This window comes from Melioribacteraceae bacterium (genome assembly GCA_019638015.1).
Taxonomy (GTDB): domain Bacteria; phylum Bacteroidota; class Ignavibacteria; order Ignavibacteriales; family Melioribacteraceae; genus JAHBUP01.
Window position 1 is genome coordinate 2179145 of sequence record JAHBUP010000001.1, and the last position, 16551, is coordinate 2195695.

Consider the following 16551-nt stretch of genomic DNA (forward strand, 5'->3'; position numbering starts at 1 on the left):
TCTTATTCGGAAACCTTTTCGATCAAAACTTTATTGATCCTTTTATTATCGATTTCTTTAATTGTAAAACGGCATTTTTTGTATTCAAAGGCATAATCTTGCTGGGGAATACTGCCGAGATGGTTGAAAATAAAACCTCCAACAGTGTCATAGTCATCATTCTCAGAGGTAAAATCTTCATTAAATAGTTCATTCAATTCGTCTATAGAAGTTTTTCCTAATAAAAGAAATGAATTTTCGTTTAATTTGGTAACCTCTGTTTCTTCTTGATCATACTCATCTCTAATATCTCCAACAATTTCTTCCAATATATCTTCGAGAGAAATTAATCCAGCTGTGCCACCATATTCATCAACAACAATTCCAAGATGCATCTTCTTCTCCTGGAATAAATGGAGAAGATCATTAATTAATTTGGTTTCTGGCACAAACAGCGCTTCTCTAACAATTTTTTTAAGCGATAATTTTTTCCTCATTTGATCATTATGAAGATATGGTAATAGATCTTTAACATAAATTATTCCGAGAATGTTATCCAGATTATTTTCGTAAAGAGGAATACGGCTATGTCCCGATTCGTTAATGATACTAATTAGTTCATCAAAATCGGCATCCACTGGAACTGAAGTGATATCAACTCTCGGCGTCATCACTTCTCGAGCCATTACAGTCTTCAGCGAAACAATACCATGGATTAATTCATGTTCACCATCTTTTATTGTTCCATTCTCTGCACTCATTTCAGCTAAATCTCTTGTTTCGCCACTGAGTAGAGCTGTTTTGGAAAGATTAAATTCTATCTTCGATGATAAAAATCCAAGTGTTTCGGTTAGTACTTTAGAAATTGGATAGAAGATAATTCCAAACCAATAAAGTGGAACTGCAATTATCTTAACAAATTGAAGTGGATACCTGTTTGCCCATAATTTAGGCGTTATTTCCCCAATCAACAAAATTATAATTGTAAGCAATATAATTTGAGCAATGATTGCAATTTCTGCTGGTATCATAAAATCTTTAGATAAGCGCAGTGCTATCATTACAGAAATTATTGAAGCGGCAACATTGACAATTGTATTCCCGAGTAAAATTGTTACTAAAAGTCTTTTGGGATTTTCGAGAAGTAGTTTTACGTAAACAGCAATAACCCGGTGACTCTTTTGAAGTTCCTTCAATTTCTTATTATCAAAAGAAAATAATGCAACTTCAGAACCGGAAAAAAATGCGCTTAATAATATTGTTGTCAGAAGTAAAGGTAAAAGAATAAACCAGCTATGGTCCAATTAATCAAATCCAAAATTGTTCAACATATCAATTAAAATGGTAAATCATCATCTTCAGCAGCGGGAGCCGTACCGGGATTCTCATAATCATTAGTAGATCTTGAAGATGATGAATCATTCCCTCCATCTCTCGCATCAAGCGGAATTATTTTTTCAGATATCACCTCGGTAATATAACGCTTTACACCATCTTTATCTGTATAATCCCTTTTAGATAATCTTCCTTCCACATATAATTTTTTCCCTTTTTTCAACTGCTCTTTGTAAAAATCGGGAAGATTCCAAGCAACTACATTATGCCAAGTTGTTTCATTGACCCAACTACCATCTTTTCCTTTATACCCATGAGTTGTTGCTATAGAAAAAGAAGTGACACCCTGGTTGGAATTTGTGAAGCGTGTCTCGGCATCCTGCCCTAAATTTCCTATAAGCATAATCTTATTTAATGAAAAAGCCACTTTGCCCTCATCCTTTTTTAATAATTTCGAGAATAAATTTATAATATTAATTGATTAATTCAAATATAAAGAATCAATTTAGCGGTAAGCTGATTATAAATGCCCCTTTAAATTGAGGAATTTTCCCAATTTGATTTTTTGCATCTTCCGCATCAGTTTTGTTAGAAAACGCAGGTAGCTGCACAGCATATAAGTTGATGTCTTGTCTATAAACAATAAGCATCTGCTTATCTACCTTTGATTTGTTCTCTCTAATAAATTGATCTGCTCTTTCTCTACTTGTAAATGCGCCAACTTGAACTATAAAAGTCTGTTCTGAATCAGTTTTTGGGATATCTGAAATTTCTACACTTTTTTCATTAACAATTAATGAATCCTTTTTGATTTCCGTCGTAACCTGTTTTGTGGTCTCTTCGAATACATATACATCTAAATTCTTTCTGGAATCTTTTGTTGCTTCATCAGTAACAGTGCATCCATGAATTATTATTACAAAGAAAAAAGAGAATACAGCTTTCATCAAATGATATCCTTTTTACTATTACATTTATTGGAAATAGAGTAGAGAAATGAGATTAAAACAGGGATAGTAATTTGTTTACTATCCCTATTAATAATATTACAGAGAGTAGGAGAAATTAAGTGCTAATAAGTGAGCATTATTTTGATATGCTCCATTAAATCCAAATTTTGAATTACCAACGGTTCTCTCGGCAAAGCTTAAATACATATATGCGAAATCAATTCCTAAATGTTCAGTAAATTTCCCACCGAATCCAACATTAAATCCTACACGGTCTGCGTCTGGTAAAGTTGGTTCAACATAATCATCAAGTACTGGATTGTTATCATAAAGCAATCCACCTCTTAACCAGAAATTATCAGTTAATTTATATTCTAAACCTGCTCTAACGATAAAAGTATTTTCATATTTTCTATCGGATGATGAAACACTTGAGCCTGTAAAAGTTGGGCTTGCTGGATTATAATTTTCGAATGTAACTGCTAATTTTTCGTAGCTGCTCCATCCTACATATTGAAAATCTGCTGTAAGTGTTGTTCTTTCATCAGCCATGTAAGCTACACCCAAAGTTAAATTTTGAGGAGTAGAAAGTGGAGCTGTAATATTACCAGTTGGGAATTTAATTGTCATCGGTCCTGCTAATGGATGCACAAAACTAAATGTAGGAGGAGTACTTTCTACTGTTCCTTCCAAATCAAATGCAACTTCGCTTCTATAACTTAATCCTAATTGAACTTTTTCATTTAGTTTGTATAATACACCGGCTGTAAAGCCCATTCCGGTTCCATCACCTTTCATTAAAACATCAACATTAGCCTGGTTTGTGACGGGATTTCTAGCCATTCTTTGAATAGTAACATCACCAAGAGCAAAAATTCCGCCAACGCTAACAGAAAGATCTTTTGTAACTTCGTATGCTATAACAGGAGTAATAAAGAATGTAATTAATTCGGTATCCACTGCCAATTCTTTACCAACCCAGTTTTTGTCCCATTTTGTGCCCAAACCATATTGATTGTTCACACTAATACCAGCAGATAATTTATCAGTAATTTCTTGTGTAACATATAAATTTATTGGGTTGAAAATTTGTGAAAGCATCTCAGTTTCAACTTTACTTGGTTTAGGTCCGGTAAATTTTGCCAAAGGCATAATCATTGTAGCGCCGGCATAAAACTGAGTTCCTTTTAATTGAGTAATACCAGCCGGATTGAAGTAGACAGCAGATGGATCTGAAGCCAAACCGGTGAAAGCTCCGGCTAATGCCATTGCTCGCGCACCTTGTTCATTTAGTTGAAATCCGCCGGCATGAATTGTACCAGCGAACATACAGCACACTAGTAATAAAGTAACTAGTCTCTTCACACAACCTCCTCTATTTTTGATGAACGTCTTGGAAAATATAATTAATTGAAATCTAATTGCAAAAGAGATTATTTGGTAATTATTATGAGCTCGGTATTCTTTTCGACCGACTGCCCTTCGGTAACATTTACTTTTGAAATAACTCCGCTAATAGGTGATTTAAGTTCATTCTCCATTTTCATAGCTTCAAGAATTATTAATGATTCACCAGCATCTACATATTCCCCAATTTTTTTCTTTAGTTTTAAAATTAGTCCGGGCATTGGCGAAACTAAACTCGCTTTAGAATGCTGTTCACCTACTTTAATTTTAAATTCGGCGACGCTTTCTTGTAATTTTGTTCTTACTACTGACGTGTAGTTCCATCCAGCAATCAAAAATCCATACTTATCTTTGGATAAATTATCCGTACAGATTTCAAAAACCTTATTACCATATTTTAGTAGATATGCATTATGACTAAGTTTAATTAATTCAATTGGAATCTTTTTCCCATTAACTTCAGCTTCCTCCTGGTTTGTTAGCTTAACACTATATTTTCTGCTATTTGTAGTAACTATATATTCATTCATAATTCTGAGAAGTCCAATTATTAGATTTATTACAATCTGAATTTACCGTCTTGCTGTTAATTTCACTATTCTTTAACAATGCCGCAAAGACAGAAGCAATTTCCTCATACTCTATTGAAGTTTCATCCTTCCACTTATCGGGCAATAACGGAATAAATTTCTGGTCTAAAAAATTAATGTCGAATGATCCGTCTAAGAATTCACCTTGCTTCAATATCCAATTAAACACTGGGATATTTGTTATTACTCCGGAAATCTGGTACTCGGTTAATGCTCGCTTCATGCGAATGATAGCTTCTTCCCTATCTCTTCCCCAAGCAACTACTTTAGAAAGAAGAGGATCGTAATAAATAGGAACATCCGATTGTATATCAACTCCTCGCTCTATTCTTATTCCGGGTCCTGAGGTTAGCCGGTGATACAATATTTTGCCAATAGAAGGAGCAAAATTATTTTCTGGATCCTCTGCATATATTCTGCATTCAATCGCATGTCCGTTAATTTTCAAATCTTCCTGCTTTAAATTAAGTTTTTCTCCTTGGGCAATTTTTATTTGTTCTTTTACCAGATCGACTCCGGTAATCATTTCTGTGACTGGATGCTCAACTTGAAGTCGTGTGTTCATTTCCAGGAAATAAAACTTTTTATTTTCATCGAGAAGAAACTCGAGAGTTCCCGCATTATAATAATTACATGCCTTCGCCGCCGCTATAGCACACTTAGTAATTTCATTTCGGATCTCTGCATCAATAGAAATTGAAGGAGCTTCCTCAATTACTTTTTGATGTCTTCTTTGAACAGAACACTCTCTCTCAAAAAGATGTACATAATTACCATATTTATCACCAAGAATTTGTACTTCTATGTGCTTTGGTTTTAATATTAATTTTTCTATATAAACATCCGGAACGCCAAATGCTTTAAGTGCCTCATTTGTAGCCCTCTCAAAGGCATCATCAAATTCAGAAACAGAAAACACTTTCCTCATTCCTTTACCACCACCTCCAGCTGAGGCTTTAAGTATAACTGGAAATCCTATCTCTTCGGCATGTATTTTAGCGTTTTTAATATCTGAAATTGCTTCCGTTGTTCCCGGAACAATCGGTACATTATTATGCTTCATCAATCTTCGGGCAGAAGTTTTTTCTCCCATTAATCTAACCGAATTACTAGATGGTCCAATAAATATAATTCCCGAATTCTCAACCATCTCAATAAAATCGGGATTTTCAGAAAGGAAACCATAACCCGGATGAATTGCATCAGCTCCAATTTTTTGAGCTAAATTTATAATGGCTTCTTTATTTAGATATGATTCTTTTGAAGGGGGCGGACCAATTAGATATGCCTCATCAGCTCTTCTTACATGGAGAGCTTCTTTATCTGCTTCGGAATAAATTGCGGCTGATATAATACCCATCTCGCGGCATGCTTTTATAATACGGTGAGCAATTTCTCCACGGTTAGCGATAAGTATTTTTTTTATCATTTAAACTCCACTATGGTAATTCCTTCTCCTCCATATTCGATATCGGCATAATAATAATTTTTAATATGAGGAAAAGTTTTTAGTATTGAATGAACAATCTGCTTTAATACTCCGGTTCCTTTTCCATGCAAAATTTCAACCCGGTCAATCGAATTTATCAAAGCTCCATCGAGAAATTTTAGTACTTCAAACTCTGCCTCATCCCCCCTCATACCTCTTAAATCAAGCCGGTAGTTAATTGCTTCTGATTGATAATTTAACGATGAGCGATTTAATATTTTTTCGTCATTCTTTTTAGCTGAAATCAAATCGGATAATTTTACTGTTAATTTTATGGAGCCAACGCTGAGAACCGCTTTATTTTTAGATTGATTTACTTCCGAAATTACACCTACGGTACTTGTATCTTTAACCGCTGCATAATCACCTTCTTTAAAAACAGTTTCAGGTTCTAACTTAACATCATCAATCAAACTCTTTGTTTGTTTTTTTAACTCATCTATTTTAATTTTTTCTTCACGAATGACTTCTTTTTTCGCATTTGATTCTTTTATGTTTTTAATGGCGTCTTCTATCTGGCGATTTACATCTTTCAATAATAAATTGGCTTTTGATTTAGCGTCCAATAAAATTTCTTTTTTTTGATTTTCAAGTTTTTCAATCTTTTCTTGATAAAGATTTGCCAGACTTTTTAATCTCAAATTTTCAATTTCGGCTTTATTAAGCTGTTCTCTCAGAGTTTTGGATTTCTTTTCCAAACTTACCAAGAAATCTTCAACCTTAGTTTTATCCGAATCGAGATGTTCCTTTGCTAATAATATAAATTCTTCATTAAAACCAATACGGTTCGCAACTTCAAAAGCATAACTTGAACCTGGCATTCCTTGATTGAATTTATAAGTTGGTTTTAACTCAACCGTGTTAAATTCCATCGACGCGTTCTGGAAACCTTCTGAATTATGAGCAAGAACTTTCAGATTACCGTGATGAGTGGTTGCTATAGTTCTTGCTCTTTTATTATAAAGCGAAATTAGAATACCCGCCGCTAATGCCGAACCTTCTGAAGGATCAGTTCCAGTCCCAATTTCATCTAGTAGGACAAGCGATTTATCATCAACCTCATTCAATATATTTTTAATATTTTTCAGATGTGAACTGAAAGTACTCAAATCGTCTTCAATGGATTGATCATCTCCAATATCAACTAATACCTTTTCAAATAAATGGAAATTTGAATCTGGATGCACAGGAATGGGAATACATGATTGCGCCATACAAACTAATAAACCGGCAGTTTTTATTGTTACAGTTTTTCCACCAGCATTTGGACCCGTAATAAGCACCACATATTCTGAATCCATAGTGATATTCATAGGCACAGTTTTGTTGAACCCTATTCTGCTCAATAAAAGCGGATGCCTCGCGTCCATCAAAACAAATGGTTTCTTTTCATTAAATGATGGGTTAGAGCCAATAATTTCAATTGCATATTTTGCACGGGCAAATAGTGAATCAATTTCAGCCAAAGACCGCAAAGATGATTTCAACTGTTCACTTACCAACCCAATTCTTTCAGTTATATCTCTTAATATTTTCTCTATCTCCCTTTTCTCAGCGAATGATAAAGAGAGAATATCATTATTCAGTTCTAAAGTTTCTTCGGGTTCAATATATACTGTCTGACCCGTTGATGACTCTGAATGAATAAACCCTTTTACATGTCTTTTATGTTCTGCCTTAACCGGTAGTACTATTCTACCATCTCTTAATGTTAAGTATTCTTCTTGTACAAGATAAGAATCGCTCAATGATTTCAGCATTTTTTGAACAACTTTACGTAAGAGCGCCTCTTTCTCACGGATATCAATTCTTATCTGCCTTAGTTTAGGGCTCGCGTCATCCCTAACATCCCCGGTTTCAGTGAATACTTTCCCAATCTGATGTTCAAAAACTTTATCTATAAAAAGGTTTTGAGTTAATCCATCAAATTCCTTCGCTTCATTTTTTTGAAGAAACTGAAACATTTTTCTGGAAGATTCTGCAAGATTTAAGACTGCCAGTATTTCCTTAATGGTTAATATCGTGCCTAGCACTCTGCTTTTTGAAAGCGCCTCAAATAAATTTGGGAGGTAGCCAAGAGGGTAATCATCAGTCTTAATTAAGATTTCTCTTGCGGAATTGAGCCGTGACGAGTTTATCCTTATAATCTCATGATCAGTCAATGGAAAAATATTTGTTATCAATTCCCTTCCGGGTTCAGTAATACAATACTTTTCAATTAAAGCGATAACTTTTTTGAATTCTAATTTATCAAGTACATTTTGAGTAATCATGGTTTTGTTATGTTTGTATCGATCTCAATATTATTTTTTATATCCTCATCAAAGATGTAATCTTTAATATAATCTGTAGCTTTAGATCTATGCCCAATAATAAAATCGAATGAAACCGGGATAATTTCCGAGAATGAATTATATAATGCAGAATCTTTTCTGTTTTGATCATTAGGAAATCCAAAAATATTGAGCATCAAAAAGAGTCCCGAAATAAAAAAGGAGATTTGAATTACTCCAATAACCCCGCCAATAAATTGGTTGATAAATCGGTTTACTTTATCTAAAGGATGAATTAATCTTTTCAAAATCGCGGCAATCAGAACCACCACAACAAATATCATTATGCCGGAGACAATTATGGCCAATGATTCGTCATTATTAAAAAATAATGTGAAATATTTTCCAGCCGTGCCAGCAAATTCAAATGCGAGTACAATGCCTAAAATTAATCCGATTAAACCAATAATTTTCCTCACCAGACCATCTCTAAAACCGAGTAAAAATCCAACAATAAGGAACAATATGATTATGTAATCGATATAGTTCAAGAATTGCCTAGATACTTTTCAACAATCTCTTTAATTATTTTTCCATCCGCTTTACCTTTCAAGCTTTTAGCGGCAAGAGGCATTAATTTCGGGAAATCTCCTTTTGAAGCCGCTCCTATTTCCAAAGCAAGTTTCTTAACTTCTTCGTAAAGTTCATCATGAGATAACTGTTTAGGTAGAAATTCTTCTATTATCTTCAATTCAATTTCTTCCTTCTCGGCAAGTTCAGTTCTCCCGGCATTACGAAACTGTTCGGCGGCTTCTTTTCTTTTTTTAGCCGCGGTAGTGAGCATTTTGATTTCTTCTTCACTGTTAAGCTCTTTGCCTGCACCGCTTTTTTCGAATTCCAAAATTAATGCGCGGATAGATCTGATTGTTTCGAGGCGGATTTTATCTCCGCTTTTCATAGATTCTTTTAGATCATTATTAATTTTTTCTCTTAAGTCCATAATTCCCTCAAAAAAAAAGGCAGGCCATTCATGAATAACCTGCCTTCAATAAAACAAATAATTTAATTATACTTTTAACATCGTAGAATAATTAATTCTTAAACATGATGCTTTTCTAAGTTCTTGTTGAATATCAGTAACTATTCCCATCTCTGAGCCTTTATCTACTCTTAATGAAACAATTACTTGCGGAATCTGAACTCTTTTAGCATACATAATTTTTTGAATATCTTCTAGTTTTGTTATAGCATCATTAACTTGAATTTTATTATCTCTACCTACATAAACATAAGATACCAAGCGTTTATTCTCTATCTTTTCAATAGCTTTAGCTTCGGGTAACCGAAAACTTACTAAAACTTCAACTTCTCTTAAAGTTGTAGTAACCATGAAGAAAAGTAGCAGAATAAATACGATATCCGACATTGACGCAGTTGGTATAGTAGGTTTAGCTGTCGCTCTCTTTTTTTGGAATGTCATTATCTATCCTCAACTTACTTTTTAATTTCTTCAGGTTCAGCAATACTTATAATTATAGGGAATTTTTCTCTAATGTCTTTCATTTCTTCACTTTTTTCATCGAGATCGGTAAGCTTTCTAGCATATTTATTCATCGCATAATCTCTTCTCGACTCGAAATATGCTTCCTTAATCTGATCCAGTGCTTGTATATACAAGTTATAATTTGTTTTTCTATCCGTCTTAACAGAAACTACTAATTTCTTATTGAGCGGTTCATTCATCTTACTTTCTATTCTCGGTCTTAGAGTCTTGGCGATCTGTGGTATTGCTATAACTTCATTATTTAACAGAACATCACCATTTTCATTTATGAGCACAGCTGCAAGTCTATCTTTAGAGATTGGAACTGTTTCTTGCTCACTTGGTGGCACATATTCTGGAAGTGTTAGACCAATACCTGTATCAACGTCAATAACAGTTGAGACTAAAAAGAATAATAAAAGCAAGAACGAAATATCCGACATTGATGATGTTGGAATTTCAGGCTCAGACCTTTTTTTCTTTTTTATATTAACCATGTTTTATCTCAATATTTAGAATGTTTAGAATTATTTTTTCTTCATTTCATAGAGAGAATCTATCAATTCGATGGAGCTTTCTTCCATGTCTGCAATAATTCTATCAATTTTAGATACAAAGAAGTTATATAAGGTTTGAAGAATCATAGCAACTATAAGACCAAACAATGTAGTTAACAAAGCTACAGAGATACCGCCTGCAACGATTGATGGAGAAATTTGAGCGGCTTCCTTAATAGCGTCGAAAGCTTCAATCATACCCTGTACTGTACCGGTAAAACCAAGCATCGGAGCCAAAGAGATACATGTGTTAATCCAAATTAAACCTCTTTCAAGAAATCCCATTTCAATTGCGCCATAAGCCATAATTGCTTTTTCTGAAGCTTCAAGACCTTCATCAGCTCTTAAAAGACCAGCATGAAAAACTGATGCGATTGAACCGCGTGTGTTTTCGCACAATTTGATAGCTTCTGGAATACCACCTTTTGACAAAGTATCTTTAATCTGAACAATGAACTTCTTTGTATTTAATGTAGCTCTTGAAAGTGACCAAAATCTTTCAATAGAAAAAGCAAGACCAATAACTAAACATGCAAGAATTGGCCACATGAACCCGCCACCTTCAATAAATTTTGTTTGCAAATAGGTTGCAAATCCAGTGTCTTGTGCTTGCGCTAATACAAACCCAATGTTAGCTGTAATTTCCATACAGGATTTCCTCCGATGTTTTTATTTTGTTTTTGAATTAAAATTTCACTTTGTGCGAAAATTAAGTTGTTCAACAATAAATATAATGGGCAAAAATGTCAATAAATAATTTAATGCATCTATTTGGTTATTATTTAAATTATTAATCATTCTTGCTAATTAAAATAAAATTTTGCTCCAATCGGGAAATGATCACTATACCCGCCAACATACTCATTGCCTCTATATGTTGGTTTTGGACCGTTTTTGCGGCTTCCCTCTTTTTCAATCATAAAAAATGGTTTTATAATTGAAAATGAATCACACTCATATTCTAAATTTGCCCCATCAAGAAAATTTTGTGAAACTATAATTTGATCAATCATATCCCATGAGCTTTGAAATAGGTAAGATCCTTCGTCATTCTTATATTTTTTATATGAAAGATTTAGCAATGCTTCCTGTGCCGGAATTGAGCATGGAAAATCTTTTGCCCCTAAAATATTTTCTATCGACGTATTACTTGGTTCATCATTAAAATCCCCTAATATTATTGAATAAGCTCCACCCTCTAAATTGTTTAGATATTCTTTTAATGTTTTTGCTGTTTCAATTCTGTTAGGCTCCGATGTCTTTACACCTCCCCTTCTAGAAGACCAATGATTCACAAACACGTTTAATTCTGTTTTGCTGTTTTTATGCATTAGCTTAACATGAAGTATGTCACGTGTTGGGGATTTACTGGGCAAACTTATTTTTATTGGTATGATTTCAACAATATCAAAAACATTTCTATCATATAATAAGCAAACATCAATGCCTCTTTCATCCGGTGAATCTCTGTGCGCAATTATATAATCTCGGTCCTTAAAATTATAAGAAAGGGATTTAAGCACATTAATATTCTCAACTTCCTGTAATGCTATAATATCGGGCCCGCATCCCTCATTCATATAATTAATAACCTTCGTTATATTCTCTAACTTTGTTTCGAAACGACTTTCATTCCAGTCTTTTGCCGTGCCGGGTAAAAATTCTTGATCATTAATTAGTGGATCGTCCACTGTATCGAAAAGATTCTCTACATTCCAAGTAACTACATAAAAGCTCTCTTTCCCATTTTGTTGACAATATGAGGAAGAAATCATTAGCATAAACATTAGAAAGGTTATTGATATTTTATTCACTTTCATTTTTCCCGATGTGGTTAATGATAAAATAGATTAATATCTTATAGCACAAAGATATTATAAAATTTAGGAATAGAATGACAAATTCTTCAATAAAAATATTTACAATTATAGATGCCATGGCAATTGCCTATAAAGGTTATTACGCATTTATCTCCCGCCCTTTAAAGACAAACAAAGGAGAACCGACGTCTGCGGTATTTGGTTTTATTAATCAATTATTCAAGATTATTGAGGATACAAAACCTAATTATCTAGCAGTAGCCTTCGATTCCAAGGAAAAGACATTTAGGCATGAAAAATATGAGAATTATAAATCATCCCGTGAAGAGATGCCGGAGGATTTAATCCCTCAAATAGCAAGGATAAAAGAGGTGATCGAAGCTTTCAACATCCCCGTTTATATCGCTCCTGGGTACGAGGCTGATGATATTATTGGCACAGCAGTTAAACTTGCCGAGAAAAAAGGTTTTCTCTCATATGCTATAACTCCCGATAAAGATTATGTTCAACTAATTACAGATAAGATAAAAGTTATTAAGCCAGGTAAATCAACAGATGAAATTGTGTTGATTGATGAAGAGAAAGTGATCGCAGAATATGGATTTGAACCAAAGTATATGATTGACTATCTCTCATTAGTGGGTGATTCATCGGATGATATTCCGGGAGTTGCGGGCATTGGTCCTAAAACCGCCGTTCCACTTATAAAATCTTTTGGAATACTTGAGAACATTTATAAGAACATTGACCAGATTGAAAAAGATTCTCTTAGAAACAAATTAACAGAGAATAAAGAAAATGCTTTTTTATCTAAGGAATTAGCAACTATAAAATGTGATGTACCAATAGATATTAATTTTGAAGAAGCAAAGTTTACTCCCCCCGATTTCAATAAATTATTTAGATTATTCGAAGAACTAGAATTTAAATCGTTTCCTAATAAATTGAAGAAAATTTACCTCGGTGAAGAGCAGAAAGAAGAAAAAGAAGTTACGCCCTCAACAATTCAATCAACTGAAAAAGTGATTGATAAGTTTGATAACACCAAAGTTCGCTACAAATTAATATCAGAAAAAAAGGAAGCATCTGCACTTGCTCAAAAACTGCTAGAATCTGATTACTTTGTGTTTGATACTGAAACTGATTCACTTGATACTAAGACAGTTAACCTCGCCGGTGTATCCTTCGCTATGAAAAAGGGAGAAGCATTTTTTGTGGCGGTTAATCCCTTCATTGAATCTGAATCACTATTTTCTTTGGATTTATCCGATAGATTGCCTCTTAATGATTTTATTGAAATTTTTAAACCAGTATTTGAATCGGAAAAGTCAAAAAAGATATGCCAGAATGGGAAATACGATATTGGTGTTTTACGAAGATATGACTTAACAGTAAACAATTTTTATTTTGATACCATGCTGGCTAGTTATGTTATCGATCCGGATGAAAAACATGGCATGGATGATTTGGCGGCTAAGTATCTTAATTATACACCTATCCCATTATCTGAATTAATTGGAGCGAAAAAGAATCCAGAAAAAATATTTGAGGTCGATACAAAAAGATTGACTGATTATTCTGCCGAAGACGCAGACGTTACTCTGGCATTATATCAAGTTCTCGATAAAATCTTAGAAAAAGAAAAATTAAGTAATGTTGCATACAACATAGAATTTCCTCTTGCTCCGGTTTTGGAAGATATGGAGAGAACCGGAATTAGAATAGATGTTGAAAGTTTGAATGCATTCAGCGGCGAACTTCAAATAATGATTGAGAATTACACCTCTGAAATTTTCAGACTTTCTGGTGAGAATTTTAATATCAACTCAACAAAGCAACTTCAAATAGTACTATTCGAAAAATTACAGTTACCAATAACTAAAAAAACTAAAACTGGTTATTCCACCGATGCTCGTTCGCTAGAATCATTAAAAGGTACACATGAAGTTATTGATTATCTATTAAATTACCGCCAAATAACAAAATTGAAATCTACCTACGCTGACGCTCTTCCAAATTTAATTCATCCAGATACGGGCAGAATACATACCACATATAATCAAGCAGCTGTATCAACTGGAAGATTATCAAGTATAGACCCAAATCTTCAAAATATTCCCATCCGCTCAGAATTGGGAAAAGAGATAAGGAAGGCTTTCGTTCCAAGGGATAAAGATCACGTTATTGTTTCGGCTGATTACAGTCAAATTGAGTTGAGAATAATGGCAAGTATATGTGAAGACCCTACACTAATGAAAGCATTCATTAACGGTGAAGATATTCATAAAAGTACAGCGGCTTTAGTATTTCAAGTACCATTGGATGAAGTAACGCCTGATATGAGACGCAAAGCCAAAGAAGTAAATTTTGGGATTCTTTATGGGCTTGGACCTTTTGGTTTAAAGTCTCGTTTAGGAATAACTCAAACACACGCTAAAGAAATAATTGATAAGTATTTTTTATCATTCTCGAATGTTAAAAAATTTATGAATGACTCTATAAAGCAAGCGCAAAAACTGGGTTATGCGGAGACGCTTTCAGGCAGACGGAGATATCTCCCCAATATCAATAGCAGCAATCGTGTAATTAAACAGTTTGAAGAGAGAGTTGCGATAAATATGCCTATTCAAGGAACAGCTGCAGATATGATAAAACTCGCTATGATTAAAATTTATGATGAGTTCAAGAAACGAAAACTAAAAAGTAAAATGGTCCTACAAGTGCATGATGAACTTGTTTTCGATGTTCACAAACCGGAATTGGTTGAGGTCACTTCATTAGTTAAAAAAGAAATGGAAAATGCTTTCTTATTGAAAATACCGGTAGTGGCTGAAACTGGAGTTGGTGATAATTGGCTCGATGCACATTAATTACTCAATAATAAATTTGTAAAGAAGATAACCAAAGTTTATTTGCAGCAAACCGAAAGCAATTCCGCTGTACAAATCATAACGATTAACTTCGTTTAGTGTAGAGTTATCTTTATTAATTAAATATGATTCATATTTTTTATCCCCTTTAATTTTGAAATACGCCGCGGATCCTCCCAATAATACAGCGCTCCCAAGTAATATTTTAAAAGTAATCGATTTGAAAAAATCATCACTCATATCAGTATGTGCTAAATTTATTTTTTCAATATTAATATTGCCCTTGTGTAGAATATTATTCGGATTACCAATAACTTTTGATGAATCTTGGGCGTACAATTTCAGCCAATCAGCATTATTCCATAACAGATTAATATCTTTAATAATGACTTTATTACTGTCACAATGTTCACGAGTTCGGAGTGAATCCGGGAGAATTGAATGTGTGTTATGAGTGAGAATAGAATGATCACTATTATTCACACCCACATTATTATGATCACTCACAAAAGCACTAAGCAGAGTAAATGGGAGTAGACTCAGAATTAAAATATTAATGAACTTTTTTAAATGCATGAATTAACCCTCGGTCCGAACCTATATATAAAATATTATCGTAAAAAATAGGCGTTGTTTTTAGTCTTCTTTCAAATGATATTTCATTTACAATTGCGCCAGTTCTTTTACTTATCAACAAAAATTTTTTATTAACGAAAGGAACAACAATGTTATCAGCAAATATTAATGGAGATGACGAAGCCATACCTCCAGTTTTGATTGAGTAATTTAGTGCTCCATTTAGTCTGTTTATGGAATAGATGTCCCCCGCCAGATTTGAAGATATTACTAATGAATCATTCACCGCGATACTATTAATGATTTTAGAACCGGTTTCTACTTTCCAAATAATTTCTAGATTAGTGTTGAGGCAATAAACAAACCCCCTGTTATCTCCCAAGTATATATTTTCACTATTCATTGTTAACTTGCATTCTATTGGATTGAGGAATGATTTCTTATCAACAACAATACCGGTTGATAAATCAATCTTGATAATTTCATTACTCGAATTCCCCACGTATATAAATTTATCATCAGATACCGGGGATGAATAAGTTGCTTTTTTCAAATTTGTCTTCCAAATAACAGTTCCGGCATAATTAATTTTTAGTACTTCACCTAATGTTGTAATAACTACCACACCTTCATCATATTTAAGAAGCTCTGCATTCACTTTGCCATTAATTATTGTTTCGTTGAGAATTCTGCCAGATAGATAATCATAAATAATCAAAGTAGAATATTTTTCATCGAGATTATTAATTACGCAAATTATACGAAAGTTATTAACTGCCGGTGTAATTTCTAAAGCTCCATCAAACTTTTTATAACCATATTGAACTCCACTTTTTCGGTCAAACGCATAAAGTCTGCCCGAAAGATCTCCCACAAAAAGAATATCATTATAAATAACTGGTGAGGAATAATTCTGACTTCCATTAGTTTCTGCTGTCCAAAGAAGAGTTAATGAATCTCCTATTTGTGATTCGTAATTAAATTTTCGTTCGTTATTGAGGCCATACATATAAACGCCATCAGAATTTGAGATCATATTCTTAAATTGAATAGTATTTGTGCATCCATATAAAAGCCAGGCAATAACAATAACTGAAATCAATCTTCTGATGATGAAAATTAACACACCATATTTTTTTATAAAATTGAATATTTTACTCAT

Annotated in this window: 16 protein-coding genes; 1 reads left to right on the plus strand and 15 read right to left on the minus strand. The window is 33.5% G+C overall.

The window, feature by feature from the left end; all coding sequences use genetic code 11:
• Positions 1-2: 2 nt before the first annotated feature.
• The 13 genes from KF816_09410 to KF816_09470 all read right to left on the minus strand — a co-directional run bounded on the left by KF816_09410 (position 3) and on the right by KF816_09470 (position 11943).
• Positions 3-1283, minus strand: coding sequence for an HlyC/CorC family transporter (locus tag KF816_09410; GenBank protein ID MBX3008230.1), 1281 nt, complete (start codon positions 1281-1283; stop codon positions 3-5).
• A 32-nt stretch (positions 1284-1315) separates the two neighbouring features.
• On the minus strand, positions 1316-1741 hold the full coding sequence (ssb, locus tag KF816_09415; protein ID MBX3008231.1) for a single-stranded DNA-binding protein: 426 nt from the start codon (positions 1739-1741) through the stop codon (positions 1316-1318).
• 73 nt (positions 1742-1814) lie between these two features.
• Complete coding sequence (locus tag KF816_09420) at positions 1815-2261, minus strand: SPOR domain-containing protein (protein MBX3008232.1); 447 nt, start codon at positions 2259-2261, stop codon at positions 1815-1817.
• 99 nt (positions 2262-2360) lie between these two features.
• Positions 2361-3629, minus strand: a complete 1269-nt coding sequence (locus KF816_09425; GenBank protein ID MBX3008233.1) for an outer membrane protein transport protein — start codon at positions 3627-3629, stop codon at positions 2361-2363.
• A 68-nt stretch (positions 3630-3697) separates the two neighbouring features.
• A complete protein-coding gene (locus KF816_09430; GenBank protein MBX3008234.1) occupies positions 3698-4201 on the minus strand; it encodes a hypothetical protein in 504 nt (167 codons plus the stop codon).
• Positions 4194-5690, minus strand: a complete 1497-nt coding sequence (locus KF816_09435; GenBank protein ID MBX3008235.1) for an acetyl-CoA carboxylase biotin carboxylase subunit — start codon at positions 5688-5690, stop codon at positions 4194-4196. Before KF816_09435 ends, KF816_09430 begins: the two co-directional genes overlap by 8 nt.
• Positions 5687-8023, minus strand: coding sequence for an endonuclease MutS2 (locus KF816_09440; GenBank protein MBX3008236.1), 2337 nt, complete (start codon positions 8021-8023; stop codon positions 5687-5689). The genes KF816_09435 and KF816_09440 overlap by 4 nt, the downstream gene beginning before the upstream one ends.
• Positions 8020-8574 carry a CvpA family protein gene (locus KF816_09445; protein ID MBX3008237.1) on the minus strand — a complete coding sequence of 185 codons (555 nt, stop codon included), beginning with the start codon at positions 8572-8574 and terminating at the stop codon, positions 8020-8022. Before KF816_09445 ends, KF816_09440 begins: the two co-directional genes overlap by 4 nt.
• Positions 8571-9023, minus strand: coding sequence for a GatB/YqeY domain-containing protein (locus KF816_09450; protein ID MBX3008238.1), 453 nt, complete (start codon positions 9021-9023; stop codon positions 8571-8573). Before KF816_09450 ends, KF816_09445 begins: the two co-directional genes overlap by 4 nt.
• A gap of 66 nt (positions 9024-9089) precedes the next feature.
• Positions 9090-9503, minus strand: a complete 414-nt coding sequence (locus tag KF816_09455; GenBank protein ID MBX3008239.1) for a biopolymer transporter ExbD — start codon at positions 9501-9503, stop codon at positions 9090-9092.
• A gap of 14 nt (positions 9504-9517) precedes the next feature.
• A complete protein-coding gene (locus KF816_09460) occupies positions 9518-10063 on the minus strand; it encodes a biopolymer transporter ExbD (GenBank protein MBX3008240.1) in 546 nt (181 codons plus the stop codon).
• Between the two features lie 30 nt (positions 10064-10093).
• The gene (locus tag KF816_09465; GenBank protein ID MBX3008241.1) at positions 10094-10771 is read right to left on the minus strand and encodes a MotA/TolQ/ExbB proton channel family protein; all 678 of its coding nucleotides are present in this window, start codon (positions 10769-10771) and stop codon (positions 10094-10096) included.
• Between the two features lie 155 nt (positions 10772-10926).
• Positions 10927-11943 (minus strand): hypothetical protein, encoded by a 1017-nt coding sequence (locus tag KF816_09470; GenBank protein ID MBX3008242.1) that lies wholly within the window; start codon positions 11941-11943, stop codon positions 10927-10929.
• 74 nt (positions 11944-12017) lie between these two features.
• Here KF816_09470 and polA point away from each other — a divergent pair, with 74 nt between their 5' ends.
• Positions 12018-14813, plus strand: coding sequence for a DNA polymerase I (gene polA, locus KF816_09475; protein ID MBX3008243.1), 2796 nt, complete (start codon positions 12018-12020; stop codon positions 14811-14813).
• On the opposite strand, the gene KF816_09480 is transcribed toward polA, so the two are convergent.
• Positions 14814-15320, minus strand: a complete 507-nt coding sequence (locus KF816_09480; GenBank protein MBX3008244.1) for a hypothetical protein — start codon at positions 15318-15320, stop codon at positions 14814-14816.
• Positions 15321-15366: 46 nt separating this feature from the next.
• Positions 15367-16551 (minus strand): PQQ-binding-like beta-propeller repeat protein, encoded by a 1185-nt coding sequence (locus tag KF816_09485; protein MBX3008245.1) that lies wholly within the window; start codon positions 16549-16551, stop codon positions 15367-15369.